The 26,156-nt window shown below is 57.1% G+C and carries 20 protein-coding genes; 11 read left to right on the forward strand and 9 right to left on the reverse strand.

All coding sequences use genetic code 11. The annotated features are described in order from the left end of the window. Positions 1–123: 123 nt before the first annotated feature. Together RX328_RS17495 and RX328_RS17500 are read right to left on the reverse strand one after the other, a co-directional pair. Complete coding sequence (locus RX328_RS17495; protein WP_213254995.1) at positions 124–756, reverse strand: hypothetical protein; 633 nt, start codon at positions 754–756, stop codon at positions 124–126. A gap of 250 nt (positions 757–1,006) precedes the next feature. Continuing rightward, a complete protein-coding gene (locus RX328_RS17500; RefSeq protein WP_213254993.1) occupies positions 1,007–1,261 on the reverse strand; it encodes a helix-turn-helix transcriptional regulator in 255 nt (84 codons plus the stop codon). 109 nt (positions 1,262–1,370) lie between these two features. Here RX328_RS17500 and RX328_RS17505 point away from each other — a divergent pair, with 109 nt between their 5' ends. Both RX328_RS17505 and RX328_RS17510 read left to right on the forward strand, forming a co-directional pair. Continuing rightward, positions 1,371–2,189, forward strand: coding sequence for a YqaJ viral recombinase family protein (locus RX328_RS17505; RefSeq protein WP_249727022.1), 819 nt, complete (start codon positions 1,371–1,373; stop codon positions 2,187–2,189). Beyond that, complete coding sequence (locus tag RX328_RS17510) at positions 2,173–3,357, forward strand: ERF family protein (RefSeq protein WP_213254989.1); 1,185 nt, start codon at positions 2,173–2,175, stop codon at positions 3,355–3,357. Before RX328_RS17505 ends, RX328_RS17510 begins: the two co-directional genes overlap by 17 nt. Positions 3,358–3,594: 237 nt before the next feature. Here RX328_RS17510 and RX328_RS17515 read toward each other — a convergent pair whose 3' ends face one another. Both RX328_RS17515 and RX328_RS17520 read right to left on the reverse strand, forming a co-directional pair. Beyond that, positions 3,595–4,575: a glycosyltransferase family 2 protein gene (locus RX328_RS17515; protein ID WP_213254987.1), complete on the reverse strand. Its 981-nt coding sequence runs from the start codon at positions 4,573–4,575 to the stop codon at positions 3,595–3,597. Positions 4,576–4,832: 257 nt separating this feature from the next. Further along, on the reverse strand, positions 4,833–7,928 hold the full coding sequence (locus tag RX328_RS17520; protein ID WP_213255004.1) for an efflux RND transporter permease subunit: 3,096 nt from the start codon (positions 7,926–7,928) through the stop codon (positions 4,833–4,835). A gap of 296 nt (positions 7,929–8,224) precedes the next feature. On the opposite strand from RX328_RS17520, the gene gspG reads away from it, so the two are divergent. The 6 genes from gspG to RX328_RS17550 all read left to right on the forward strand — a co-directional run bounded on the left by gspG (position 8,225) and on the right by RX328_RS17550 (position 16,166). Continuing rightward, positions 8,225–8,710 carry a type II secretion system major pseudopilin GspG gene (gspG, locus tag RX328_RS17525; protein WP_213254985.1) on the forward strand — a complete coding sequence of 162 codons (486 nt, stop codon included), beginning with the start codon at positions 8,225–8,227 and terminating at the stop codon, positions 8,708–8,710. A 141-nt stretch (positions 8,711–8,851) separates the two neighbouring features. Beyond that, on the forward strand, positions 8,852–10,906 hold the full coding sequence (locus RX328_RS17530; RefSeq protein WP_213254983.1) for a hypothetical protein: 2,055 nt from the start codon (positions 8,852–8,854) through the stop codon (positions 10,904–10,906). 200 nt (positions 10,907–11,106) lie between these two features. Next, entirely contained in the window at positions 11,107–12,531 is a 1,425-nt protein-coding gene (locus RX328_RS17535) for a hypothetical protein (RefSeq protein ID WP_213254981.1), read from the forward strand. Next, positions 12,524–13,957 (forward strand): oligosaccharide flippase family protein, encoded by a 1,434-nt coding sequence (locus RX328_RS17540; RefSeq protein WP_213254978.1) that lies wholly within the window; start codon positions 12,524–12,526, stop codon positions 13,955–13,957. The genes RX328_RS17535 and RX328_RS17540 overlap by 8 nt, the downstream gene beginning before the upstream one ends. A 36-nt stretch (positions 13,958–13,993) precedes the next feature. Then, complete coding sequence (locus RX328_RS17545; RefSeq protein ID WP_213254975.1) at positions 13,994–15,007, forward strand: acyltransferase family protein; 1,014 nt, start codon at positions 13,994–13,996, stop codon at positions 15,005–15,007. A gap of 49 nt (positions 15,008–15,056) precedes the next feature. Beyond that, the gene (locus RX328_RS17550; protein WP_213254972.1) at positions 15,057–16,166 is read left to right on the forward strand and encodes a glycosyltransferase family 4 protein; all 1,110 of its coding nucleotides are present in this window, start codon (positions 15,057–15,059) and stop codon (positions 16,164–16,166) included. A gap of 73 nt (positions 16,167–16,239) precedes the next feature. Here the strand turns inward: RX328_RS17550 and RX328_RS17555 are convergent, their stop codons facing one another. Beyond that, positions 16,240–17,307, reverse strand: coding sequence for a glycosyltransferase 61 family protein (locus tag RX328_RS17555; protein ID WP_249727028.1), 1,068 nt, complete (start codon positions 17,305–17,307; stop codon positions 16,240–16,242). 212 nt (positions 17,308–17,519) lie between these two features. On the opposite strand from RX328_RS17555, the gene RX328_RS17560 reads away from it, so the two are divergent. Next, complete coding sequence (locus tag RX328_RS17560) at positions 17,520–18,179, forward strand: hypothetical protein (RefSeq protein ID WP_213254968.1); 660 nt, start codon at positions 17,520–17,522, stop codon at positions 18,177–18,179. On the opposite strand, the gene RX328_RS17565 is transcribed toward RX328_RS17560, so the two are convergent. The 3 genes from RX328_RS17565 to RX328_RS17575 form a co-directional block, all read right to left on the reverse strand. After that, positions 18,176–19,090, reverse strand: a complete 915-nt coding sequence (locus tag RX328_RS17565; RefSeq protein WP_213254965.1) for a class I SAM-dependent methyltransferase — start codon at positions 19,088–19,090, stop codon at positions 18,176–18,178. The genes RX328_RS17560 and RX328_RS17565 overlap by 4 nt on opposite strands. 60 nt (positions 19,091–19,150) lie before the next feature. After that, a complete protein-coding gene (locus tag RX328_RS17570; RefSeq protein ID WP_213254963.1) occupies positions 19,151–20,206 on the reverse strand; it encodes a glycosyltransferase family A protein in 1,056 nt (351 codons plus the stop codon). Between the two features lie 146 nt (positions 20,207–20,352). After that, on the reverse strand, positions 20,353–20,868 hold the full coding sequence (locus tag RX328_RS17575; protein WP_213254961.1) for a serine acetyltransferase: 516 nt from the start codon (positions 20,866–20,868) through the stop codon (positions 20,353–20,355). A 293-nt stretch (positions 20,869–21,161) separates the two neighbouring features. On the opposite strand from RX328_RS17575, the gene RX328_RS17580 reads away from it, so the two are divergent. Together RX328_RS17580 and RX328_RS17585 are read left to right on the forward strand one after the other, a co-directional pair. Continuing rightward, positions 21,162–22,337, forward strand: a complete 1,176-nt coding sequence (locus RX328_RS17580) for a WecB/TagA/CpsF family glycosyltransferase (protein ID WP_213254959.1) — start codon at positions 21,162–21,164, stop codon at positions 22,335–22,337. A 184-nt stretch (positions 22,338–22,521) separates the two neighbouring features. Continuing rightward, entirely contained in the window at positions 22,522–24,795 is a 2,274-nt protein-coding gene (locus tag RX328_RS17585) for a tetratricopeptide repeat protein (RefSeq protein WP_213254957.1), read from the forward strand. A gap of 130 nt (positions 24,796–24,925) precedes the next feature. Here the strand turns inward: RX328_RS17585 and RX328_RS17590 are convergent, their stop codons facing one another. Then, positions 24,926–26,125, reverse strand: a complete 1,200-nt coding sequence (locus tag RX328_RS17590; protein WP_317258760.1) for a hypothetical protein — start codon at positions 26,123–26,125, stop codon at positions 24,926–24,928. Positions 26,126–26,156 lie beyond the last annotated feature (31 nt).

A 26,156-nucleotide genomic window follows, 5' to 3' on the forward strand; every position in this document is an offset into this window, starting at 1 on the left:
GCTGCCAGTCCGTGCCTTCGCGCATTATTGCGAGAACGCTCTTTGCCCTCTGCGCTTCGGGGGCCTGTGCTCTTAAGCGCGTTGTGCCTGTTAGCCTCTCTCTGTCGAAATGTGCTCAAAGGGTCATTCCTTGTTCGGAGCAGGTAGTCCAACATTTTCAATGACCCTATCGGAAGCTTGACGGGCCCGTCGCGCCAGCTCGCGGTGGACCCAAACCTCGCGCAGGAGCGCATTGCGCCTTTGCTGGGTGGAAAACAGCCTCTTTTCTAGTATCTCAAGCGTTGAGAGACTTTGGAGAAATATCTCAACGTCTATCGCATCGTCAGAAAAGCCCATGCTTCTGATACGCTCTTCGATTCTGTCCCGGGACTCGCCGCGATCCTCGCGCCACCGCTTTGCCTCAAGTTTGGCTTCAATCTTCGCGGCTTTTTCCGCACCGGGCGGCGCCTCTGATAGAATTCCTCTCGTCAGCAATACCTCTATGCCATCGCCCGTTGATGTCGCTTTCCAAGAAGCGATTACGCGACGAAGGTTCAAGATCTCAAAGGACATATCAATCAGGTCGATAGTAAAAAGCTGCTCGACATAATTTGTGGGCCGGATGCTTTCGAGCATCCTCCGCTTAATCCGGTAATACTCGCTAGGCTCTTCCGATTCATCGCGGACAGGCGCTCTGCCGAGCATAGAGTCAAACTCTTCCGCATCGAATTCTTCCGGTTTAGACGAGAGCTGTAGCCCTGGGGCAAGTTCCGACACGGCGAAACCTCTGTTGTTGGAGTAACTTCCTCCAAGTGATCAGATTCGCGTAGGAGTGTCGCCCCAGTGAAAATCACTGCTCCGAGTATTTCGGGGGTAAATGCCCTGCTGAACAAACTTTGGCCTTAAAGCGGAAAATCCATCTCGTGCCCTGCTGATAGGGCAGAGAGTTGCGTTCCGACCGATATATCCAACGCTGCTTCGTTAGCGATGGTGGCCAAAAGTATCCGCGTGAGCGCAAGCTCCCTAGCTAGGACCGATCGTCATTTGCACGATTTGGCTTCTTCAATCGCACGCCCGCACCGCCCCCATTCTCGTCGATGAACTCGACACCGGCTGTTTCGAACGCCCGGCGAATTACGTTCATGGTCGCTAGTCGGGGCTGACTAGTACCGCTTTCCAACTGATGAATGGCCACGGTGCCGACGCCGGCATGTTTTGAGAGGTCTTGTTGGCTCCAACCGAGGAGTCCTCGGGCGCCTCTACACTGTGCTGAGGTAATCATCGCCAGACATTGTCATGACCGAAGAAATTATACAATTACGTTGATTTCCTATTGACAGGGTGTAATCATATAAAATATATTCTTTCATATTATTATTATGGAGAGTAGGATGCGCAAGGTTCTTCAGAATTCGAGGCTTGGTTTTATTGGTGGGTCGGATGCTCGGATCATTATGGGGAATGACCAGAATAAATTGCTGCAGCTTTGGCGTGAGAAGCGCGGCGAGGCCGAGCCTGAGGACCTGTCCGACGTCCTTATTGTTCAACTAGGTAACGTGACAGAAGAACTTAACCGGCGGTGGTACGAGCGAAATACCGGTAATAACGTCAAAGACACCCAAAAGCGGATTCAGCATCCCGTAAACAAATGGATGGCTGCGACGCTTGATGGATTGGTCCACCCCTCTGGCGCTGTATTTGAAGCCAAGTTCATGTTGCCCTGGACGTTCTCCGAAGAGGCGGCTGCGGAAAAACATATGGCGCAGCTTCAACATAACATGTGGGTCTGCAACGCGAGGTCTGCGGTCCTATCCATCATCACTGGCGGCGGCAAATGGGTAGAGATGACCATCTCCGCCGATCCGCTCTACCAACACCTCCTGATCACTGCAGAACGGAAATTCTGGCGCTGCGTTCAGGACGGCGAGACACCGTGCTTGTTCGGCATCGAACCACCTCGGCCCAGGCTGGAGGCAGTTCGTGTTGTCGATATGAGTTCGTCAAATAGCTGGGCGCAATTTGCAGCTACATTCAAACGAACCCGCGCGGCTCATCAGGAACACGAAGGCGTAAAGGCCGATTTGAAGAGGCTCGTCCCGGAAGACGCCAAGGAGGCCAGCGGCCATGGGCTCCGGGCGAAACGCTCCAAGTCCGGAGCAATCAGCTTTGACCTCACGGACGCGGAGGCGATCAATGCATCGCTCCAGTGAATCCATCGGCGCCATTGCCGCGGCACTCGCCAAGGCCCAAGGCGCGCTTACGAACCCGGAAAAGTCCCTTGTCGCCACCATCCGTTCGCCGTTTCCGCGGGAGAGCGATCGAGTGTTTCGTTATGCGTCGCTCGCCAGCGGCCTTGATATTGTGCGTAAGAGCCTCGGGCAACACGAGATCGCAACTATTCAGGCGACCGCGATCGATAACGAGATGGGTCACGTCCGTCTGACGACTATTCTGGCCCACGCGTCCGGCGAATGGATTGCATCGGACTGGCCAGTTTGCCCGATCGCCCAAACAAATTCGCCTCACCTCATGGGAGCCGCTCTCAGTTACGCCCGACGTTACGCACTGTTTGCTTTGGTCGGTATAACGGGCGAGGACGATCTTGATGCGCCGGATCTGCTCGTTGAACCGTCTCCGGCAGTCAACGTTCCGACGAGCCAAAATCAGAAAGATCTCACAAGCCGAAAACGCCCGAGCGGATCGATCCACAAGCCATCCCGACCTATCCTCGCGCCCCACGCTTCAGCTGATTTGCGGGACCAGCTGATCGAAGAAATCAATGGCTCGCAAAATCCGGACGATCTTGCACTTTGGGCGCACAGGCGTTTCGCCGCCAAAAATACGCTTACAGCAGAGGATGCGGAGGCCGTCGAGGAAGCATACTTGCAGGTGCTGAAAATGTCATACAATGGTCTCGATGGCCCCTCCGATCGTAAAGAGAGTTCGTCCGACTCTCTTCCGACCAAACCGAAAAGCGGGGAGGGCACTACCGCCCCGGACGAACTAGCCCAAAAGAGCAATCAAGGACCTGGGGCTCAGCAAAAGGTGACGCCTTTACCGAAATCCACCAGAGTTCGGAGCAAAGGCCATCTTCGATTTGTAGCGGCCCAGCCGTGCCTTGTTTGCCAACGTTCACCGTGCGATGCCCACCATATCAAGTTTGCTGAGCCCAAGGCATTGGGGCGCAAGGTAAGCGACGAATTTACGGTGCCTCTGTGCCGGGAGCACCATCAACAGCTCCATCGTCATGGAAATGAGAGGGCGTGGTGGGCTGACGTCAACGTATCGCCTCTTGAGGAAGCAAGAAGCCTGTGGGACCTAACGCTGTCTGGCGAAAACACGTTGTTAGATGCATCGCGGAATACGGCAACGAAATGAGCCAACCTCTGAAGCAATTTAAACACGGACATATCATGTCGATAACGCCTGGTGCCCTTAACGAGGTGATCGATGCTGTCGTGCAGCAACGCAAACCGATCAACGTCATCCTCGATAGCCTGGGTAATCAATAATTACCTAACGGCGCGACAAAGCTAGTCAGGCGATCGTGCGTCGAGCAAAAGTTTGACTTGCTTGGTAAAACGAAGAAGCCCAGCAACCTCCTCGTTGTTGTCGCTAAATACGATTTGGAAGCTTCACGTTGATCATCCTGAAGCCCATAAAAAAAACGCTGTATCGAATCGAATCTGCGAGCAGATGAGGAGGCGAGTTGTCATTGTGGCCCGTGAGCAGGGCGCGCAGTCGTGAGAGCACTAAGCCAGCAATTACGCCTGCATCCGCCATCGCAGCATAGAATGGACCGTAGTTTTTGAGGAAATACCTTCTGCGCGCCTGCAAGAGGTAGGGCGGCAGACGGCGCGGGGTAGCATTTATGCCGGTCGATTGCCCGACCAAGTGAACGACCCGGCTCGCTGGGACGTACCAAGTGGACCAGCCCTGCTTTCGCGCGTTGAAACAAAAGTCGATATCATCGTAATAGGTGAAGAAGCCTTCGTCGAGCAGCCCTGTCTGCTCGAATACTTCGCGACGAACTATCATGCTGGCACCGGACACCCAGTCAGTCGGCATCTCGTGATCAACTACTGGCGGCGCGACCACCCAATTTTTCAGCATGCGCGTAATTGGACCAATCCGAGCGCCAGCTTCAAATTCCCCGAGTGGCGATTGGAAGCGAAAAGCGGAACGCTGGGGTGTGCCGTCGGGGTTTTCCAGACGGCTGCCAGCGATACCGACATCGCGATGGTGATCCATGAAGTCTATCAAAGACGCGAACGCGTTTGGACGGACGATGGTGTCCGGATTCAACAGCAAAACGTATTCTGGGGGACTGCATGACTGCAGGGCCGGCGCAATCAGGACATTGTTGCCGCCAGTAAAGCCCTGGTTCACATCAAGTGTCGTTAGCGTGCACCAGCTCGACCAGCCATTCTCATTAATGGCTTGCTGAATACGCTGCGCTGAGTCATCGCCGCTGCCGTTTTCGCAGATCGCAACACAGGTCTCTGGAACACGGCTTAATTCATCTTCCACCGATCGCAGACAATCGATGACCAGATCCGGAACGCGAAAGTTAACGATGGCGACGAGTAATTTCACCAATTCTCCCTGGAGGCCATTTGCCAGAAATAGCCTTATGCATCGAGAAAGAAAAGGCCGCTTACGAGGCTGCCTTTGTCAAGGGTAAACGCTGGCATGCCGCCCAGTTTCTGATCAGCAAGCCTTCCGCTCACTCTTACAGCGGGGAGAGCTTGTCAGATGCGCGGCGCCCTGGTGTGCGCGGCCATCTTTGTGAACTACGTTTCCCGGAACCGCATCGGTCGGGATTGATGGCTCGCATTGGAGGTGGCCGCCCGTCAGTTTTGTCTGGAGACGCTACGGTAGTCCCGACTTTCTTCCAGTCGCCGCCTTAAGCGTTCGATCAGCAGGTAGATCACCGGCGTGGTGTAGAGCGTCAGGATCTGCGAAACCAACAAGCCGCCGATGATGGTGATGCCGAGCGGCCGGCGCAGCTCGGTGCCGGGGCCGGTGGCAATGACCAGCGGAATGCCGGCAAACAACGCCGCCATCGTCGTCATCAGAATGGGGCGGAAGCGGGCCCGGCAAGCCTCGAAGATCGCGTCCGCCGACGACAGGCCGCGGTTGCGCTCGGCATCAAGCGCGAAATCGACCATCATGATGCCGTTCTTCTTGACGATGCCAATCAACAGAATGATGCCGACAAAGGCGATCACGGTGAGCGGCGTGTTCGTCAGCTGCAGCGCGAGCAGGGCGCCAAGGCCTGCGGACGGCAAGGTCGAGATGATCGTGAGCGGATGCGCGAGACTCTCATAGAGCACGCCGAGCACGATATACATCGCCACCAGCGCACCCAGGATCAGCAGCGGCTGCCGCCCGCTGGTCTTGTTGAAATCGCCGGCATTGCCGTCAAAGCTGCCCCGGATGCCCTCCGGCATATGCAGTTCCTCGACGGCGCGCTGGATGTTCGAGATCGCGACTTCAAGCGGCACATTGGGACCGAGATTGAACGACACCGTGGCCGATGGGATCGACTGAGTGTGATTGATCGCCAATGACGCCAGGCCGCGGTCATAGCGGACGACCGCGGACAGCGGCACTTGCGCACCGTTGGCACCGGCCACGAAGATGCGCTCGAGATTGGCTGGGTCACTCTGGAATTTCGGATCAATCTCCAGCACCACCATGTACTGGTTGCGCTGGGTATAGATGATCGAGATCTGCCGCTGCGCGAACGCGTTGTTCAGGGCGTCGTCGATGTCCTTGACGCGGACGCCGAGGGTGGCGGCGGCATTACGGTCGACCGCCAGCGTGAGCTGCAGCCCGGCGGCGTCGCGGTCGGTGGAAATGTCGGTGACGCCCTCGACCGTCTCCATGCGCTTGGCAACGATGGGGGCCCACTTCTTGAGCAGGTCGACGTCGACGCTCGATACCGTGTATTGGTAGTTGGAGTTGCTTTGCCGCCCGCCGGCACGAACATCCTGAGCAGCAAACATGTAGAGCCGTACGCCCGGCATCGTTTCCAGCTTGTTGCGCAGCCGGTCGATCACGAGCTGGGTTGTCAGCCCGGCTCTCTCCTGCGGCGGCTTGAGGCTGATGAAGAACAGCCCCCGGTTCGCCGTCATGCTGCCAAGGATCGATCCAACTCCGGCGACGGCGTCGTCAGATTCAATGGCGTGCTCAAGCTGCTGCTGAAATCTGGTCATCGACTGGAACGAGGTGTCCGATGAACTTTGCGACGCACCGACGATGAGGCCGCTGTCGTCAGTCGGGAAGTAGCCTTTCGGGATCTTGATATAGAGCACCACCGTCAGCGCGATGGTGGCAAAAAACACGATTAGAGTTAGGAACGGAAAACCCAGCACCGCCCGCAGTGTCCAGCTGTAAAGAAAAACCATGCGCGACAGCGTGCCCTCGACCAGCCGATCGAACCGGGTCGTGCGGCTGGAGTTGGTCTGCTTGATGTAATGCGCGCAGATCATCGGCGTGACCGTGAGCGAGACCACGGTCGAGACCAGTACGGCGAAGGTCAGCGTCAGCGAGAACTCGCGCAGCAATCTCCCGACGATGCCGTCCATGAAGATCAGCGGCGTAAAGGCTGCGATCAGAGACAGGCTGATCGACAGCACGGTAAAGCCGATCTGTTTGGCCCCCTCGAGCGCCGCCGGATAGGGCGCCATGCCGCGTTCGAGGTTGCGGTACATATTCTCGATCATGACGATGGCGTCATCGACCACGAAGCCGACGGAGATCGCCAGCGCCATCAGCGACAGATTGTCGATCGAAAATCCGGCAAGCCACATGCCCGCGCAGGTGCCGGCCAGCGCCAGCGGTACCGAAACGCCGGCCGCGATCGTCGGCGTCAGCCGCCGCAGGAAGACGAACACGACCATCATGACCAGAAACGCAGCCGCCAGCAGCGTGAACTGCATGTCGAGCACGCTGGCGCGGATGGTGGTGGTGCGGTCGACCAGCGTCGATATCTCGAGGCCGGCGGGCAGCCATCGCTTCAGCTCGGGCAGCAAGGCTTTGACGCGGTCGACAGTCTCGATCACGTTAGCGTCGCCCTGCTTGGTGATCTGGATCAGGACCGCCGGCTGCTTGTTGAACCAGGCGATCGAACGGTGGTTGCGGACGGAATCCTCGACCTCGGCAACATCGGCAAGGCGGACGAAATTGCCGGCCGAGCTCTTGATGATGATGTCGCGGAATTCGGCCGCGGTCCGCATCTGCTTGTTGGTAGAAATCGTCTCGCTCTGGCGGCCGCCGTTGAAGATGCCGAGCGGTCCCAGCGGATTGGCGTTGATGATGGCGAGCCGCACGTCGTCGGTCGCGATCCCCGCATTCGACAGCGCGACCGGGTTGAGCGCGATCCGCACCGCCGGCTGGTCGGCGCCAGAGACGGAAACCTCGCCGACGCCCGGCACCTGCGAGATGCGCTGCGCGATCACGGTATCGGCGACGTCATAAATCGCGCTGGTCGTCAGCGTCTTCGATGTCAGCGCCAGCACGAACACCGGCGCGGCGGCGGGATTGGCTTTGCGAAATCGCGGCAGCGCCGGCAGGTCGCTCGGCAGGTCCGCCAGCGAGGCATTGATCGCCGCCTGCACGTCGCGCGCGGCGCGATCGATGTTGCGGCCGATCGAGAATTGCAACTGGATGCCGGTAGTGCCGAGCGTACTGCTCGAGATGATCTGCTCGATGCCGGCAATCTGGCCGAGCCGCCGCTCCAGGGGCGCTGCGACCGTTGCCGCCATCACCGCGGGATCCGCACCGGGGCGGGTGGCGAACACCCGGATCATCGGGAAGTCGACATTGGGCACGGAGGAGACCGGCAGAAAGACATAGGCGACCATGCCGACCAGAAACAGCCCGATCGCCAGCAGGGTGGTGCCGACCGGCCGGCGGATGAACGGCTCGGAAATCGAGGCCATGCCAATCTTGTCCATGGCGCCCCCTAGCGGGCGCCGAATGCGGTGCTTCCGGTCTTCCAAACTGGCCGGCGTGCTGGATTAAATGATGGCCCGAACAGCCTCAGTTTAAGTGGGCATTTACCAGACCCCGGCCGCCCCTCAATAAGCCCTTGAGCAAATATACTTAAGCTTCCCGGTCCCCGTTACTGGACGTTGACCGTCTTGCGAGCAGGTTCCATTCGTAAACCCTTTGGACACCGGCGGACAACAGTATCACCAGCGGAAATTCACGGCAGATGAATTCAGGGGCGATCAGGATGTTGGGCAAGATACTGGACAGGGCGGGGAACCGTGCCGGGAAGCCGGACCTAGGCCGGGCGTTGCGCGCGCGAGACCGTAAGAACGCGGGTTATACCCTGCTCGAATTGCTGGTCGTGATGGGAATTCTGGCGGTTCTGACCGCGGTCGCGACGCCGCAGCTGATGGGATATTTCGGCAAGGCCAAGACCCAGTCGGTGCAGCTGCAGATCGAGAATATCGGGACAGCACTCGAGCTCTATTATATGGAAAACGGCGCCTATCCGAGCCCGAGCGCCGGCCTGAAAGCCCTGGTCGAGGCACCGCCCGAGGCGCCGCGCTGGAACGGCCCGTATCTGAAAAAAGCGAAGAACCTGCTCGATCCCTGGGGCCGGCCCTATCAATACGCCATCTCCGACGGCCAGTATGAGATCTATTCGCTCGGGCCGACTGGCAAGGCCAAGTCCGCCAACGCCGGCTCGGCCCCGGCGTTCCGGGGTGGTTAGCGGAGCGGATTAAATGGTTACCGAAGTCACGGACTAGCGTAGATGACGCGGCCTGCGGTAAAATGACAGCGGTCGCGTAATCATCGTCTTCGAATTTATCTTTAACCGATGATTGGATTGGACCTGATTATGGCGTCGAGAATGGACCGTAGAACATTTCTGCAAGGCGTGAGCATAGCTTCCCTGCCGTCGATGCTGCCGGCGGCTTCGTTTGCGGCAACGCCCGTTCCGCTGGCGGCGCCGAGGAAGACTACGACCTCTTCACTGGTCGCGGCCAATTTCAATGGCGGCCGATCGCAGGTCAATTTCAATTTCTTGCAAGGCGGCGGCGATTATCCGTTTCTGAACTGTTTGAAGACCGCTCAGTCCTGGGCTTTCCTTGACAATAGCGGGGTACCCGATCCAAGCATGCTGGACAGCGACGGCTATCCCGTCACCATCGCGCATGGCGGCGTCTACACCGTCTTCGGCGTTCCGTCGCAGGCCGCGCGCCCTGGCAACTATGTCATCACCTGGAATGGCAACGGCACGATCCATTGCGGCATGACCAATACGGCAGTTAGCGGGAGCAAGACCAGCACCAACGGCAGCGGACGTTACGTGTTTTCCACGACGGACACGCGGTTCGTCATCGGCATTCGCGCTATCGGCACGCCGCGCATCACGAACTTACAGGTTTTCCACGTCAACGATGAGGCTGCTCTCAACGCCGGGCAGGTGTTCGGCACCCGCTTCCAGCAACGGCTTGCCGAAGCAAATTTTGGCGTCCTTCGCTTTTTGAATTGGCAGGTGGGTAACACCACAAACGTCACCACCTGGGCTACGCGAAAGCCTACCAGCTATGTGTTTTATTCAGGCACAGAGTTTCGCGGAGGCCTGTATGCGGGACTGACAACCAATAGCGGTGCGGCCTATTACGCCAACCTTGCCGGGTTCAGATTGGTGGACAAGGCAACGGTCATCGTGAAATTCAATGTCAGCAATGCCGGGCCGTGCACGTTGAACGTAAGCGGCACGGGAAACATCAATATCCTCAGCTCCTACGGGACGCCTTTGTCTGCGGGTGGGAACAACTATCCCGTCGGCGGAACCTGGCAGAGCATCGCGACCCTGGTCTATGATGCAACGTTAAATGCCTGGCTCAAGCAAGGCGGGGATGTGGCCTCTGGAAGCGTTGGACTGAACAACGGATGTCCGCCTGAGCTGATGGTGCGCTTGTGTGCGGAAATGGGCGCGCACCCCTATTTTGTCACGCCGCCATTCGCGATTGACCCGGCTACCGACTATATGCCGAGCCTCGCTGCCTATTGTCGTTACAATGGTCCATCCTGGATGGTCCCCCGTTTCGAGGGGCCAAATGAAACCTGGAATAACATTGGGGGCTTCATTCAGACCGGTTATGCTAACGCCAAGGCCACAGCCTATGGTTGGGGACCGGATTTCCACAACTGGTATGGCAAGGCAATGTCTGTATTGGGCCAGGCAATAAGCACGGCCTACAGCGGCGATCGGACCAAATATCAGGTGTTGTGCGGGGTTCAGACGGCAATGGGAATAAGCGCCGGCGGCACGGCTTCATGCAATGCGAGGCTGGCCTCCACGAAATACCTCGCGCAGGCGGCGCCGCCGCAAGCTCCTTACACCAAGACCCCGGCATCGGACTGGGTGACGCACGTCTGCTGTGCTCAGTACTATACTCCTTCGGACTACAAGACCACTCAGGAAATATTGGCCGCCGAGTCCTATGCAGCCTTAGCGGGTAGTCCAGCGCAGCAACTGTCGATCGCAACTTCGTATGCACAGACAGCGAACAGCGGCACCGGGCGCTTCACGCTCGCCAAGTGTGCGGTCTTCTATGCGAACTGGAAGGCTTGGGCGCTGAGCTTTGGCATCAGGAAGATGTGCGGGTATGAGGGAGGATATTCGCCCGACTACACGGGGGGCGGAAAGACGTCAGTCGATATGTTGCGAGCCGCATCCAAGCAGGCTCCGGTATTGAGCGACTTTACCGCCAGTAACTACGCGAATTTCGTGGGCTTGTCGGGAAATGGATTTGTCGCCGAGTTCCCATCCGCATTCCAGTTCTCAGGCCGTTCGCCGTCCGGTAATGCCTGGTCGGTGCTCGAGGACATCTATGCTGTCGATCCGCCTCAATGGACTGCTATCAAAGCATTCAACCGTGCCGGATCGCTCTAGATCGGGTAACTAAAGTGGGTAGGGCAGCATCGAAATGCTGTCCCTTGGCGTGCAAACCAGCCTTTGATTTTTGCAGCGGCCGATAAACTGTCTACTTTCCAGATATACTTACCAATCCGGATAGAATGCGATATTGAGATCGGCGACGACCAAAGTATTTTCTGACGTTTTATTACGTCCCTTCCGGCGAGATTAGGCGAATGCAAGCATCCGGAATGACGGGAAACTGGTTCGCCGCATCTGCGATTCTCGCTTGGCCGCTCGTGGCGTTCGCCTTGTATCGCGCAAAGCCTCCCGTCGAAGCAACGTTGTGGACCATCCTGGGTGCGCTCCTGCTGCTTCCATCGGGTGTCGCCATCAAAATGGAGATGATTCCAGGGCTCGACAAGAACTCCGTTCCCAATCTCTGCGCCTTCATAGGATGCGTGATGCTCGTGCCGCGGCGTAGACGGCCGGGCTCTCCATTCGGGCTCGTCGAAGTCCTGGCGCTGATGCTGATTGGGGGCCCGATTATTACGGGAGCGCTGAACAACGACGCTCTTGTGATGGGAGATAGAGTTCTGCCGGGTGTCGGGTATTATGACGGCATCTCAGCCCTGATCAGTCAGCTCCTCGTTTTTTTGCCATTTCTCCTCGGCCGTCGGCTCTTTCGGAACTCGGCAGATGTTGAAATGGCCATACGGTGTCTTGCGGTTGCCGGAATATTCTATTCTCTGCCCATGCTGCTGGAAATTCGGCTAAGCCCCCAGCTTTCGAATTGGGTCTACGGATACTTTCCATCGTCATTCGTTACTGAGGCGCGTTACGGGGGGTATCGGCCCGTCGTATTCATGGCGAATGGTCTCACGACAGCGTTCTTCGTGATGACCGCGTTTTTGGCGGCGATGGCGATGTGGCGGGTCGGCGACCGCATAAGACAGTTTCCTGCAGCGGCCGCGCCCAGCTATCTCATTGTGATTGTTGTTTTGTGCAAATCCGCTGGCGCGTTTGTCTACGCGGCCGTCGGAGGCTTCGTCGTTCGCTGGATGAATCCAAAGGCTCAACTTCGGCTCGCGCTGGTGCTTGCAATCATTGGATTACTGTATCCGGTTCTCCGGATTACAGACGTCTTTCCTGACAAGTTTTTGGTCGACGCCGCCGCCTCAATCGATCAGGAGCGCGCTGCTTCACTCAAATTTCGTTTTGACCAGGAGCGGCAGCTACTCGATCATGCTTCCCAACGTCTCGCTTTCGGCTGGGGACGATATGGACGCAATCGTGTCTACCAGGAGTCGGGAAAAGATGCGAGCATCACCGACGGGGCCTGGATTATAACCTTCGGGCAATTCGGACTGGTTGGCTTCTTGGCCCAGTTCGGGCTCCTTGCGTTACCTATTTTCCGGGCGGCTGCCGCCTACAGATATCTCAGGACGGAGCGGGAACGGGTATTCCTGTCTGCTATCGCGCTCATTGCCGCGTTATGCGTAATTGAACAGCTCCCCAATTCGTCGATCTCGTCCTGGTCGTGGCTTGTCGCGGGTGCGCTTCTCGGGCGGGCCGAATGGATCATCGCGGCCGCCCGCGGAAGACTATCTGCACATCGTTCGAAAATGCCTATGACGCATGCAGGGTCAGCTAATGCGTGAACCTGTGCAACAGGTGTTGAATGGGATCCCCGATCCCGCCGATCAAAGTCCTGGCAAGGTATCTCTGAGGAAGCGGGTGCTGAGTGCCGGAATCTGGAGCCTGACAGGCTTTGGGCTTTCTCTTCTGATACGTCTCGGCAGCAATCTGTTGATGACCAGGCTTCTGGTGCCTGAGATGTTCGGCGTCATGGCAATCGCCTCGACGGTCATGGTCGGCCTTGCGATGTTCTCCGATGTTGGGCTGAAACAGAACGTCGTTCAGAGCAAACGGGGAGGCGATCCGGATTTTCTCAATACCGCGTGGACGATCCAGATCCTGCGCGGCTTACTGACCTGGGGCGTGGCCCTGTGCCTGTGTGTTGCGCTTCAGATGTCCGCTCGGCTGGGTCTATTTCCTGCGAACAACGTCTACGCGGCTCCCAGCCTGCCGTATGTCATTGGCGTGTTGTCTATGTCCGCGGTCATCTCTGGATTTGAATCGACCAAGGTGTTCGAGGCAAGCCGTGGAATTTCGTTAGGACGGATAACCCGGCTGGAAATTCTCTCACAGGTCTTTGGATTGTCCTGCATGCTGGTGTGGGTCTCGTTGGACCGCAGCATTTGGGCGCTTGTCACGGGAAGTCTCGGCGCCTCTTTATGTCGAACCGTTCTGAGCCACGCCTTGCTCCCAGGCACGAGAAATCATTGGCATCTGGAACCGAACGCCTTTCGTGAGGTGATCCAATTCGGCAAATGGATTCTGATGGCCTCGGTGCTCGGATTTCTCGTCAACAGCGGCGATCGCCTGCTGCTCGGCGGCATGGTCGATGCCACCGTGCTGGGATATTATGCAATTGCTTCGCTGTTTGTCGGTGCGCTGGAAGGCGTCCTCGCGAAAATCATGGGGGACGTGTCGTTTCCGGCATTCAGTGAGGTTGTCCGATCTCAAGCCGCCGATCTGAAGAAGAATTATTATCGCTTTCTCGCAGTCATTGCCGCGATCTCCTATTTTACGGGAGGTTTCCTGATCACGTTCGGCGAGAGTTTGATCGGCCTGCTATATGATCGGCGCTATCAAGATGCTGGCTGGATACTGGCAATTTCCGCCACTGTTTTGCTGACCGTGCCATTCCGGCTTGCGACACAATCGTTTTTGGCGATGGGGAAGCCGCGGCTCCAATCAGACGTTATTATGGTTCGTCTGATTTTCTTGATACTGCTGACGCCGATCGGTTTTCGGCTCTTTGGGCTTCAGGGAGCTCTGTGGGGAATTGTGTTCAGCCACTTCTTCTATATTCCGATCATCGTTTACTATAATATGAGACATCATCTGTTCGATATCCGAATTGAACTGTACCTGCTGGCTATCGTGCCGATCGGGTTATTTGTGGGCAAGATCTGTGCGTTTCTGGCGGCCTATTGGATATGGACGAAGTCACCATTCTGAGGGCTGCGAACGAAGAACTACAACCGAGTGTTCAATGTGGGAAGCGGGCAGGCGTGCGCCACAATTGTTCCGAAGGCATTAGACAAGATGAGTAATCGCTTTGGAGCCCTTGATGGATTAAGGGCAATCAGCATTCTTCTCGTCATCGCCGCGCATCTGTTGCCACTCGGGCCAAAGGTTCTAATGTTCAACGACACCGCAGGTGCGATGGGCATGAGCCTTTTTTTTTCGTTGTCCGGATTTTTGATCACAACGAACCTACTGAGCGGTCAGTCTGCGGTCAGTTTCTTGATCCGAAGGTTCGCCAGAATCCTTCCTTTAGCCTATGCTTATCTTGCCTTCGTCTTTCTGATAGTGACGTTTAATCCATCTGCCCTTTTGGGCAGTTTCTTTTTCGTCGAAAATTACGAACATCAGTATCTACACCAGCTCAACGGCCACTTCTGGTCGCTGTGTGTCGAAATGCATTTCTACATTGCCGTTGGCCTCACTGTCCTATTGCTTGGTCGACGCGGTGTATGGCTCGTTGTTCCGGCTTGTGTGTTGATCACTCTGCTGCGCATCACCGATGGCAGTGTGATCAACATCAAAACCCATTTGAGGGTAGATGAGATCCTGGCTGGCGCCTGCATCGCCATCGCCTACCACAATATGGCGAAGATCAAGATTGCCAATCTAGTGTGGATCAGCCTTTTTGTCCTGCTATTCGCCTCCTGCTGGCCGGGCTCTGGAGCTCTTCAATACTTTAGGCCCTACTGCGCGTGTCTCGTCTTGGGGGCTTCACTACGTTTGGAACGCGGGGCAATTCTTTCAGCTCTAACAAGCAAGCCTATGCGGTACGTGGCTGAGATTTCTTATGCTCTCTACGTGATTCATCCTCTGATGGCATCTGGATGGATGAATGAAGGCGCCACATGGCAGAAGTACCTGCTCAAGAGGCCCATCAGCATAGCGACTACGTTCGCCCTCGCTCACCTTTCGACCTTTCGATATGAAAAGAAATGTATCGAACTCGGCAAGAGATTCAGCATGACCCGCAAGATGGCTTAAGGCTTGGTGTGCCGTCATAGCCTGCTCATCGCAAAAGGATCTATCTCTCGTGCGCATTACTTTTATCTTACCCGTAGCCAATATGGGCGGGGGCACCAGGGTTATTGGCATCTACGCGCAGGAACTCCAGAAACGAGGCCATGATGTATCCCTCATTTCTGTTCCCCCGCCGCGACTACCGTTCCGGAGACGGGTCAAGTCCTGGCTGACACGGACTGCCTCGCCGTACGACCGCTCCCCCTCTCACCTCGACAAGCTGAAGTTAGATCATCGAATTATCGATAGCTGGCGTCCTATAACAGATAACGACGTCCCCGACGGCGATGTCGTCATAGCCACGTGGTGGCGGACCGCGGAATGGGTCAACGACCTCGGCCCACAGAAAGGAGCCAAGGTTTATTTCATCCAGGGCCACGAAGTGTTTCCGTACCTACCGGTGGAACGTTGTCAAGCTACTTACAGATTGCCGATGCACAAGGTGGTCGTTGCGCAATGGCTCCGGCAGGTTATGATCGAAGACTACGGCGACAAGACCGCGGACGTTGTCCCGAACAGTGTCGATCATTCCCAGTTTTTCGCACCGGTGCGACAAAAGCAGGTCATACCAACGGTCGGGTTCCTGTATTCGCGAGCAAAATTCAAGGGAGTCGACATCACGCTCGCTGCTCTGAAGGTAGTCGCCGAGCGTTTCCCTGAGCTAAGGATGGTCTCTTTTGGAAGCGAACGGCCATCTGCGCCCCTGCCGCTTCCTGCCGGCGTCGAGTTCACCTTTGATCCGCCCCAAGATCAGCTTCGTGATATCTATTCTCGTTGCGACGTGTGGGTCACTGCGAGCGCAAGCGAGGGCTTCAATCTTCCGGCAATGGAAGCCATGGCCTGTCGAACTCCTGTTGTTTCTACGCGAACGGGTTGGCCTGCGGAGGCCATTAAATCCGGCCTTAATGGTATGCTTGTCGATCTTGATGACGTCGACGCTCTTGTTCATGCTATCAAGTATGTTCTGGCGCAAAGCGATGAAGGCTGGGCAGAGCTATCTTCGAATGCATTTGAAACGGTTCGAAGCAGCTCTTGGGCAGCGAGCGCTTCGATATTTGAGCAGGCTCTCGTGAATGCCCGAAACAGGGCCGCGCGGGGGGAGATTGGCGGCGGTCTACTCTGACTATAATGCGCAAGTTGTCTGCGGTTGAGGCACATTCCCAAACGACAGCGTCAATCAAAGGCAAAGGGCAATTTCATTGAATTTCTTTGTCTAGCAGGTCGATCGTCTTCAAAAGATCGTGGACCGGAAGAAAGAATCCGTTCTTGCGCTTTTCGCCCACTACCACGCCGTACTGCATGTTCAGCGCGCGCGCCCAATCTAGGTGTGAATTGAAGAACCGATCGGGAGGCTGGATGACCAGTATGCCGCCGCTGTCCTGTAGCGTGAATAGGGCGTGTGACAGCTGGCTACCCTCAACGCTGATGATAATACGAGCGCCCAACAGTTCTGAGACCAACTGAGAAACATTCAGGGTTTCTGCCTTAACGACTGTCACGCCCCGCTGAGTAAGAGCGTCAATGATCTCTCCCTCGTTCAGAAGCAGGCGCTGCGTTCCGCCAGAGCCGCGCATCAAATAGGCAATATGCCCGGTCTTTCTCTGGGCTGGCCCGTTTGCGAGCCGCGCTCTTAGGGTCCTGAACCTCTTTGCTTTGTGCGCATTCTGGTTAATGTCGTCGAATAGAAAGAGGCGATTGATATACGCTCTGCGAAGCTCCACGCACTGTTGTCCAAATTGGCCAAGATAGCCTGCTCGATCTGGCCAAAAGGGAGTGGGCATGCTCACAGGTGTCCCGAAGTTGCTGGCTAGCAGATGAGTAGCACTATCGTCGCGAAGCCAATGGCCGAAAAAATGGCAACCAACAAAGGAGCTTCTGAGCGCGGCCTCGCCGTGGTCGACCCAGGTGGTGTCATCTGATTGGAAAACTACATTGGTGTTGAAAAATTTGTGCCGCCCACGACCGTAGATGATGCCTTCGTTAACAACGACATTATCAAGTACATATTGAATAGTTGGCCCGATACTGCGCGGTGCTCCTTTTAGCTGTGCAATTTCTTGCGCTGGATCTATTCCGAAGGCGCAGGCGTTAACGCGTTCATACTGCTCGGGAAGAGCAATGCATGGGGATCCTGAAATGGTCTCACCGGGATCCAGTACTTCAATCGAGGTTGCCGACTTAAGAAGGTCGACATCGAATCCAACTCGCCGCGCCAAACCAATTCTAATCCGCTCGAGAAGGACTCGAAAGCTTCGTTCGTTCATCTTCACGTGTACCCTGTTTTGATCATTTGCTCTTGCTTGGTAATCCCAAGGTTAGAGTAAAGAACGAGAGGCGTCGGATGGGGTGTTCGACCCGGGTGCCGTTATGGTTATTGCTGGACAGCGTATAAATACGGCGTTTACACATCTGAAGGTCGGTTTACTGTTGAGCTCTTCATCGCGGGGCAACCAAAGTGTATTCGTGAGCATTTCAAATGAACAGAATTATAGACAGAGCCTCGCATCTTTTCGGCGTGGGCAAATTTCTGGTCCGGAGGTATTGGCAGGGGTACACTGTAAGTTCTGAGCCGACGTTCGATAGCGAGGGGCTTTCGTTCTTTAAGGCGACAATAGGCCGTAGCAGAATTTATCTCGAATACGGAAGCGGAGGATCAACAATTCTAGCATCTAGGTGTGTAGCCAGGCTGGTCAGTGTTGAGAATGATCATGTATTCGCCAAGTGTGTCAAAGACGCGCTTCCACCATCCGATGCGGAGGTAAAGATCCTTTGCCCGTACATAGGCCTGACCCGAGAATGGGGTTTTCCCGTTTTCCGAAAGCCGACTCCTCGTCGCGTAGCAAGGTGGAAACGATATCCGCAAGCTCCTTGGTTCGTTCTCGGCTCAGACATACCAGACACTATTTTGATCGACGGACGGATGCGAGTCGCCTGCGCTCTGGAGAGCTTGTTGCACGTCTCAAGTGACACGTGTCTGCTCGTGGATGACTATATCGGCAGGAGTTACTCGATGATTGAGAGCTTTGCCGATCTGGTTGCTATGCACGGAAGAATGGCGGAGTTTCGTAAGAGCAAGACCTTTAACGAATCTGCCTGTCGCGAAGCGCTGGAGACATCATATTCAGACCCGCGTTAGTGCTCCGGCTTTTGTGCTATCCAATCTGTCGCGCCGGCGACGCGCGCAGTGTCTTCGATCCGATCGATTGACCAATTCGGATGTCGCTTGACAAGATTGCGCAGCTTGTTTCCGCTCCGGTATGCGAAATAAATTGCGTCTCCGATGAATGAGAGCGGCAGCGTAACCTTGTTGCCCATCTTCATTATGGCGCGAAAGCCGCTGTATCCTTCTCCCGGCCAGATATTCTCCGTTGTGAATCCAGCTTGTGTGAGATTCTCGAATACGCCAAGGGGCGACATGTGAAAGTAGCTGTCATCATGCCAGGGTTCGAGAAAAGATACATTGCCGAGGTAGCGCCCTCCAGGCTTGAGAACCCGAAATACCTCTTGGCTAACCAGATACGGGCAGGCGAGGTGCTCAGTTACAGCGGCTGAATAAACTAGATCAAATGTTTTCTCTTTGAATGGGAGGAAGTGAGCATCGCACAAAATGTCCGGCCCGCCGTGTTCGCTAAGAAATGCGAAAACGCGCGATGTCGAAATATCTGTTCCAATATAATGATAGCCCTTCTTTGTAACCCAGTCGCGCATCTGTCCACCCCCGCAACCGATCTCCAAAATTGTGGACCCCTTCGGAAGACGGTCGATGATATCGAGGTGGGCAAGATCCAAATGATACGGGTTGTCCTTGCCGCCACTACCCGATCGAACAGGATATCTTAGTGCTTCACGAAACGAGGCGCCGGCCGTTGAGCGGTCTGGCGTAAATTGAAACGAAACGGTTCGTCTCGCCCTTTGAGGAAAAAGCGAAGGCATTCCATCGGCATCCGCAAATGAAAGACCGCAGTTGTCGCACACCTTCAACGAATGGAGCGTTGAACTACAATCGGGACAGGCGACGATTCCCTTCAAGATGTTCTGGTCGAGCATTTGCCGTCCTTCCTGAAAATCACTTAACAGGGCTGCGCGCCGGGTGGATCGAATCATACGTCACGCATTTCGGTTCGTTGGAACCTGCTTGTGTTCGATGAGCTGAGGGCGGCGATGCAATAGCCGATCGCGCCAGAACATTGCGATGCCAAGTCCTTCCGGAAAACGTGCAAGAAGTTGAAAGCAGGCGAGGCGCGTACGATCGGAAAGAGAGCCTGAGTTTTTGGCGGTCAGCCGTGCCAGTTGCATCGGGTAGAGGAGCCAGGCCATCCATCCAAAGCGCGGGAGCGCAATCGTCGCAATGATGCACGCGAAGGGCAGCAACAGTCCCCAAACTATTGCGCGGCGCGCCTCGCGCACATGGTGCCGTTCGGGCGACGTCCCGTGCAGATGGCTGCCCAGCGCAAAGGCGTATCCGCCGCGGCACGTCCTTCGCCACCATTGCCCGAAATGAAACATCGCCGCATCGTGCAGCGCCATCTCGTCCGCGAGCCGCCAAAGCCGCCACTTCGCTTGGCGAAGCCGCACGGATAATTCCTCTTCCTCGCCTGCAATCACATCGTCATGATAGCCGCCCGCGGCCTTCAGCGCGGCGGTGCGGATCATCACGTTGCCGGCAAAGGCGCGAACTTCGCCGGTGGAGCGATCCCACTCCCGGTCGCATAACCAGTTGTAGACCGATCGATCCGGATGCCGCTCGCGGAGCCTGCCGCACACGGCGGCGGCATCCGCCTGGTGATCGAGAAAGCCGACGGCGGCCTCTAGCCATCCGCTCGCAAGTTCGCAGTCGCCGTCCACGAACTGCACGTAGAGTACCTCAGGGACGATCGTCAGCAGGTGGGCAAAGCCGGCATTGCGGGCGCGGGCCGCGGTGAAGGGAATGCTGAGATCGAGCTCGACGACATCGGCGCCGAGTTCGCGCGCCGCCTGCACCGATCCGTCCGTCGAATTGGAATCGACGTAAACCATCGCGGCCGCCGCAGACACCGAACGCAGGCAGGTGATCAGGCGCTGACCCTCATTGCGCCCGATGACGACAATGCCGAACTTTTCAGGCTCGGTGCCGGCTTTGTAGTTAATGCTCTCGCGCGTCTGCAAAATGGAATCTCTTAACATCTCAAAAGTCGGTAGGCTGGGACGCCCGTTAATTTCGATTCGATCCTGAAACGAACGCCAGCGGCGATTTTGTTTGCCGAACGGCCTTCATCGGCGCGGCAGATCGACGGAAGCCTAGGTACCACGAACCCAACGGCGCGAAGCCACTATTGCCGAGCGTGGTGAATTCCTCCCGGATAGCCCGTCGCCACCCCGTGTGCCTCGACGTCGGCAATCACCACGGCGTTCGCGCCGATCCGTGCATGTGCGCCGATCTTAACCGGCCCAAGGATCTTGGCGCCGGCGCCGATGTCGACATGGCCGGCAATTTCGGGAACTCCGCCGCGACCGCGGGAGCCAAGCGTGACCTGGTGGAAAATCAGGCAGTTCACGCCGATCTTGGCGTCCGGATGGATGACAATGCCATTGGGGTGGGGGATCAGCAGCCCGCCGCCGATCTGGCAGGTGAGCGGTATTTCCGCCCCCGTCACCGCGCTCCAGAAGCGATGACGCAGGACGACGAATTTGCAGCACAGCATGCCGAAAAGGCCGCCGCGTGCCCGCCAGAACTGGTAGCGCCGAACCGTCAGCAGCAGCTTACGGCCGGGGTCCCAGAACTGCCCGGGGCGTTCCCGGCTCCAGTCGGGAACATCGGCACTGATCTGTTCGGTAGCTTGATCCACTTGGGTGTACCTGTCCTAAAATTAAACCCAAATAGCGGACGGCTCGGCTCGTTGGAAGCGCCCGGTTCTCGATGCGCGCAACAATCTCTCCATCGGCCGTCGGTCGCCCCCGTGATTTCCCGGGGCTTCCATCCCATCGAGATTGGCATTTCATTCAGGGATGCGGTATTGATCACGTATATTAAATCGATTTCACTAAGCAAGAATTTCGTAGTAGATCGCTTACTATTCGTTAATTATATGATGGCCCACCGCGGTGCGCAGGGCGAAAATTTGAAGTTCGTGGAGCATTTATGTTGAAGACGTTGCGCACCCCTCCGGCCTCGTCCGACTTTGCCGAGCGACCCGCGGACCCGCGATCGGCCCGCGCCTCTCCGGACGACCTCTCCCGCAATGTATTTGGCCTCCTCGGCATCCCCGTGGATGCGCTCGATTTTCCCTCGCTGCGGCGCTCGATGGACCTCGCTACGAATGCCGCCGCGCCATTTCTGATTTCGACCCCTAACGTCAATTTTCTCGTCAAGAGCCAGATCAACGGCGCGTTCCGGGAATCCATGCTGCTGAGCGATCTGTGTCTTGCCGACGGCATGCCGCTGATCTGGATCGCCAAGCTGCTGCGCATTCCGATCCAAGAGCGAATTGCCGGCAGCGACCTGTTCGGCCGGCTCAAATCGGCGAACGGGACAGGCCGGCCTCTGCGGGTCTTCCTGCTCGGCGGCGCCGAGGGCCTAGCGGCTGCGGTCGGGGCCAGGTTGAACGCCGAGAAGGGCGGGCTGCGATGCGTCGGCGTGCTCAACCCCGGTTTCGGTACAATCGACGAGATGAGCTCGCCCGAAATAATCGACGAGATAAATGCGAGTAACGCGGATTTAATTGCGGTATTTTTCGGCGCGGAGAAGGCCCAGGCCTGGCTGCTGCACAACCATTGGCGGCTGAGGGCGCCCGTTCGCGCTCAATTCGGGGCCACCATCAATTTCGAAGCTGGAACCGTGCGGCGGGCGCCGTCGATGCTCCGCAGCACCGGCTTCGAGTGGCTGTGGCGCATCAAGGAAGAGCCGTACCTTTGGCGACGTTATTGGAGCGACGGGATGGCGCTGCTCGCGATGCTGGCGACCTGCGTGCTGCCCTTGATACTGAGTGAGCGGCGTCTGCCGAACTTGAACAGGCTGTCGATCTCAAGAAGCGAAGATCAGGGTTCCGTGACCATTGGCCTGTCCGGAGCCGCAATCGCCGCGCATGTCGACGGTGCGATCGAGCAGCTCCGGGACGCGCTCGACAGTGGCAAACGAATGATCGTTGACGTTTCGCATACGCAGTATATCGACGCCAGGTTCTTCGGGTTGTTCCTGATGGTCCGAAAACAATTGGCCAACCGGGGACAGAAACTGCTGTTTACGGGCGCGTCCGCCGGCCTGCGACGAATATTCCGCCTAAACAGATTCGAATTCCTCCTGTCACAGGAAGTATGATAGCGGAGGAAGCAGACGATTATCCGGCCGGCTTTCGGCCGCTTACATTTAATTAGGGCCAGAGATGACGCAGACAGTTGGTCGGATTTTTCACATACGCAGCGGACTTGCGCTCCTGCTCGTCTCGTTCCTGGCGGGCTGCGGATCGCCCGAAGAACGCGCGCAAGGTTATTATGAGAGCGGAATGGCTCTCATCGAAAAGAAGGACGACCTCAAGGCGCGGGTGGAGCTCCTGAAAGCCGCCAAGTACAAGAGCGACAAGGTCGAAGTCTGGCGGGCGCTCGCAGGCATCGACGAGCGGACAAAGGCGAGTAGTTCCCTCTTCGTGGACCTGCGCCGTATCGTCGAACTGGATCCGAATGATCTAAATGCGAGACTGAAGCTTGCGCGAATCATGGTGGGCGGCGGGGCGGCCGATGCCGCGCTTCGGGTCATCGATGCCGCAAACGAGGGTGACAAGCCGAATGCGGAACTCCATGCCCTGCGGGCGATCATTCTTCTTCGCACCAATGACAATCCCGGTGCGATCCGCGAAGCGGAGCGTGCCTACGAGATCAATCCGACCAATGTCGACGCGATCACATTGCTCGCATCGAAAAAGGTCGCAGATGGCGACCTGGATGGCGCACTGAAGCTTCTGGATTCAGTTCCCGCCGGCTCCAAGGACGAGACGCGCGTCACGCTGCAAAAGATCGACGCCTATGCGCGCAAGAAGGACCTGGTAAAGGCTGAAGAACTGTTGCGAAAGCTGATCGCGCAGAATCCCCAAGAGGCGGCATATCACGCTCAGCTTCTGCAACTCCTTCTCGCGCAGCGGAAGTTTGTCGATGCGGAGAAGGAACTTCGGGCCAGAGCCGAGGCCAACCCGACCGATAACAAGATCGGCCTCGACCTTGTCCGCTTTTTGGCTGCCACGAAGGGAGTGGATGCCGGAAGAGCTGAGTTGGAAGCGCGGATCAAGGCGGGCGGCGATGATTTCGATTACCAGATCGCATTGGCCGAACTGAATCATGGTCAGAACCGAACCGCCGATGCCGTGCAAGCTCTACAGAGACTGGCAAGTACCGCGGCCACCCCGGACAAGAAGCTCGCAGCCCAGGTCAAGCTTGCGGAGATCTATGTTTCCAAGGGAGAAAAGGCGGCCGCCGAGCCTTTGATCGCTGACATTCTCGCAAAGGATCGTCGAAACGGCGGCGCGCTGCGGATGCGGGCAGCCCTGAGCATCGACAAGGGCCAGTTCGACAGCGCCATTTCCGATCTGCGCGAGGCGCTCAACGATCAGCCGAAGTCGGTTGAATTGCTGTCGTTGATGGCAGTGGCGTATGAGCGCAGCGGGAAGGGCGAATTGGCCGATCGTCAGTATGCCGACGCGCTGAAATCATCCAACTTCAATCCTGACATCGTTCTTCGATACGTCACGTTCCTGCAGCGCAAGGGCGATGCCACTCGCGCCGAAGAGATTCTGACGGAAGCCGCCAATCGCAATTCCACCAATCTTCAGATTTGGTCGTCGCTCGGGCAGGTCAGATTGCGCCGGCAGAACTGGTCGGGAGCCTTGGCGATCGCAGACGCCATCGGACGCGTCGATGCGGGCCGCGTGGCTGCTGACCAGATCCGCGCAGCAGCGCTCGCCGGTCAGAACAAGATCGAGGAAAGCGTCGCCGTGCTGGAGGCTGCGCACAAAGCTGCGCCGGATGCACCGCAGCCGGCGCTGGCACTTGCCTCCGCTTATGTGAAACAAGGCAAGCCGGACAAGGCTGCAGCGCTGCTGCAGAGGCTGAGCGACAACTTCCCGGCCAATGCCCAGCTTCTCGTGTTTCTGGGGCAGGCCAAGCTGGCGGAAAAAAAGAACGATGAGGCGTTACAAAGCTTCAAGACGGCCGTCGCGCAGCAACCGAAGGAGCCTGCGGGATACACTGCTTTGACCGAGTTCTATATTCAAAGGAAGAATTACGACGAGGCCGATAGGGTGCTTAAGGCCGGGCTTGCGGAGTTGCCCGGCAACGTAGCTTTCCGTCTCTCCCTGGCCGGATTGCAGATCATGCGGGGCAACAACGAGCCCGCCATATCTCAGTACGAAGCGATTCTGCAGGACCAGCCGAATTCCCTGGTTGCGATCAACAATCTCGTCAACCTGTTGCTGGACAATCGGAGTGACAAGCCAAGTCTCGAACGTGCGTTTGAGCTATCGGAAAAGCTTAAGAGCTCCAACGTGCCGCAGTTTCAGGACACGTGGGGATGGGCCCAGTACAAGCGCGGCGACGTCAAGGGAGCAATCGACACGCTTGAGGCGGCAGTGCCGGCGATGTCAAACCTTGCGGTGGTCCACTATCACCTTGGCATGAGCTACGCGGCTGCCGGGCAAACCGAAAAGGCGGCAGAACGGCTCAAGACGGCATTTTCGCTGGAGCCGGACGGGACACCGCTCAAGGAGAGCATCCGTTCCGCGATGAAATGAACGCTGGCCGGAGCATGATCCGGGAAATCGGATAGCGGTTTTCTCCAGTCAAACGCGAAGCGTTGGCCTGGAGAACAGCCCGATCAAAGAGATGAGCGGGGTGAGCATTCAAGGAAAAGGTCGTCAAGCTCTAGTTGCCCGATGGCAGCACAGTCCAGTTGTGAGTCACGACGAACATCAGGCTGTGGGAGTCCGCAGGCCCCGTGCCGGAGACAGTTGGCGTGCCGGTAATCGGATCGAAAATGGTGGTACCGGTGCTCGCGAACCGATGCAGGTATCGGTAAGTGAGCGACGTCCCCCATTCCCGGGTCAGACTGTAGCTGTAGGTCGCCGACGCTGACGCGAAATCCGTCGTCGTGCTCGATATCTGCCGGTTGCCGCTCGCTGCAAACGAGACGGTCGATCGTGAATTGAGGCTGTGGCTCAGCGATGCCGTGATCGAATCCCGCTTGAACAGAGAGCCGACAATGCTCGGTCCAACCGACTGACTGGCGGTGATGGCCAGGGTCGTGCTCTTCAGCATTCGGTAGGTGAGGACGGCGTCGCCGATCCAGTCGAGCACCGAGCTCGATACGGGCGTGGCAGACGTCGCGCCTCCGAATGCAGAACTCGAAACTCCGCGGTCGGTCACCAGATAGGCGACGCCGGCATTGACGCGAAAGGAAAGCACCGGCGACAAAGTAGTGTCGAACCCGGCCTGCTCGCGAAAAATCTGCACCTGGGTGTTGAATGCGTTGCCGTATTCGAGCAGTTCATATTCTGAGGAAAGGTTGATCGCCGTGACCGAACTTAGCGAACGGCGCCAATTGCCGCGCGCAAGTGTGTCTGTAAACGGCGTGCCGCCGCTTGACGGCTCGTAACTCGTGCGGATGGACGTGGCGAACAGGGACAGTGTGTCAATGGCGGTGATCGAACGGTCGATTCCACCGCTTGCCGTCAGCCGATCGATAAAGCCTGAAGTCGGTACGGCAACGCCGAGATCGTTCAGAAGCGCAAGAGCAGTACTTTGCTGTCTCCAGCTTGCCTCGACATACTCGCGGTCGAATCTGTTCTTTCCTTTGAGCTCGTAGCGAGCCCTGAACCCGTAGTTCAGGAACTCCGACGCAGTGCCGGCGACACCCGGGCCCCAATATTTCTTGTAGGTGCCGTCGCCGCTGAAATTGAACAGGGATGTTGGAGTACGCGCTTGTGCGTCAGCGTTGAGCGTGGTGTAGGAACCGACCGACCCTGCAGGTGAGTTGCGCAAGAACTGATTGCTGTTCAGCTCGACGGTTTGGCTCTCGCTGGCCTTTATCAACCAGTCGAACGCCAATGCCACGGACGGCGCCATGCCAAAGCACACCGAGACTGCTATGGCAGCT

The organism is Bradyrhizobium sp. sBnM-33 (assembly GCF_032917945.1).
Taxonomy (GTDB): Bacteria; Pseudomonadota; Alphaproteobacteria; order Rhizobiales; family Xanthobacteraceae; genus Bradyrhizobium.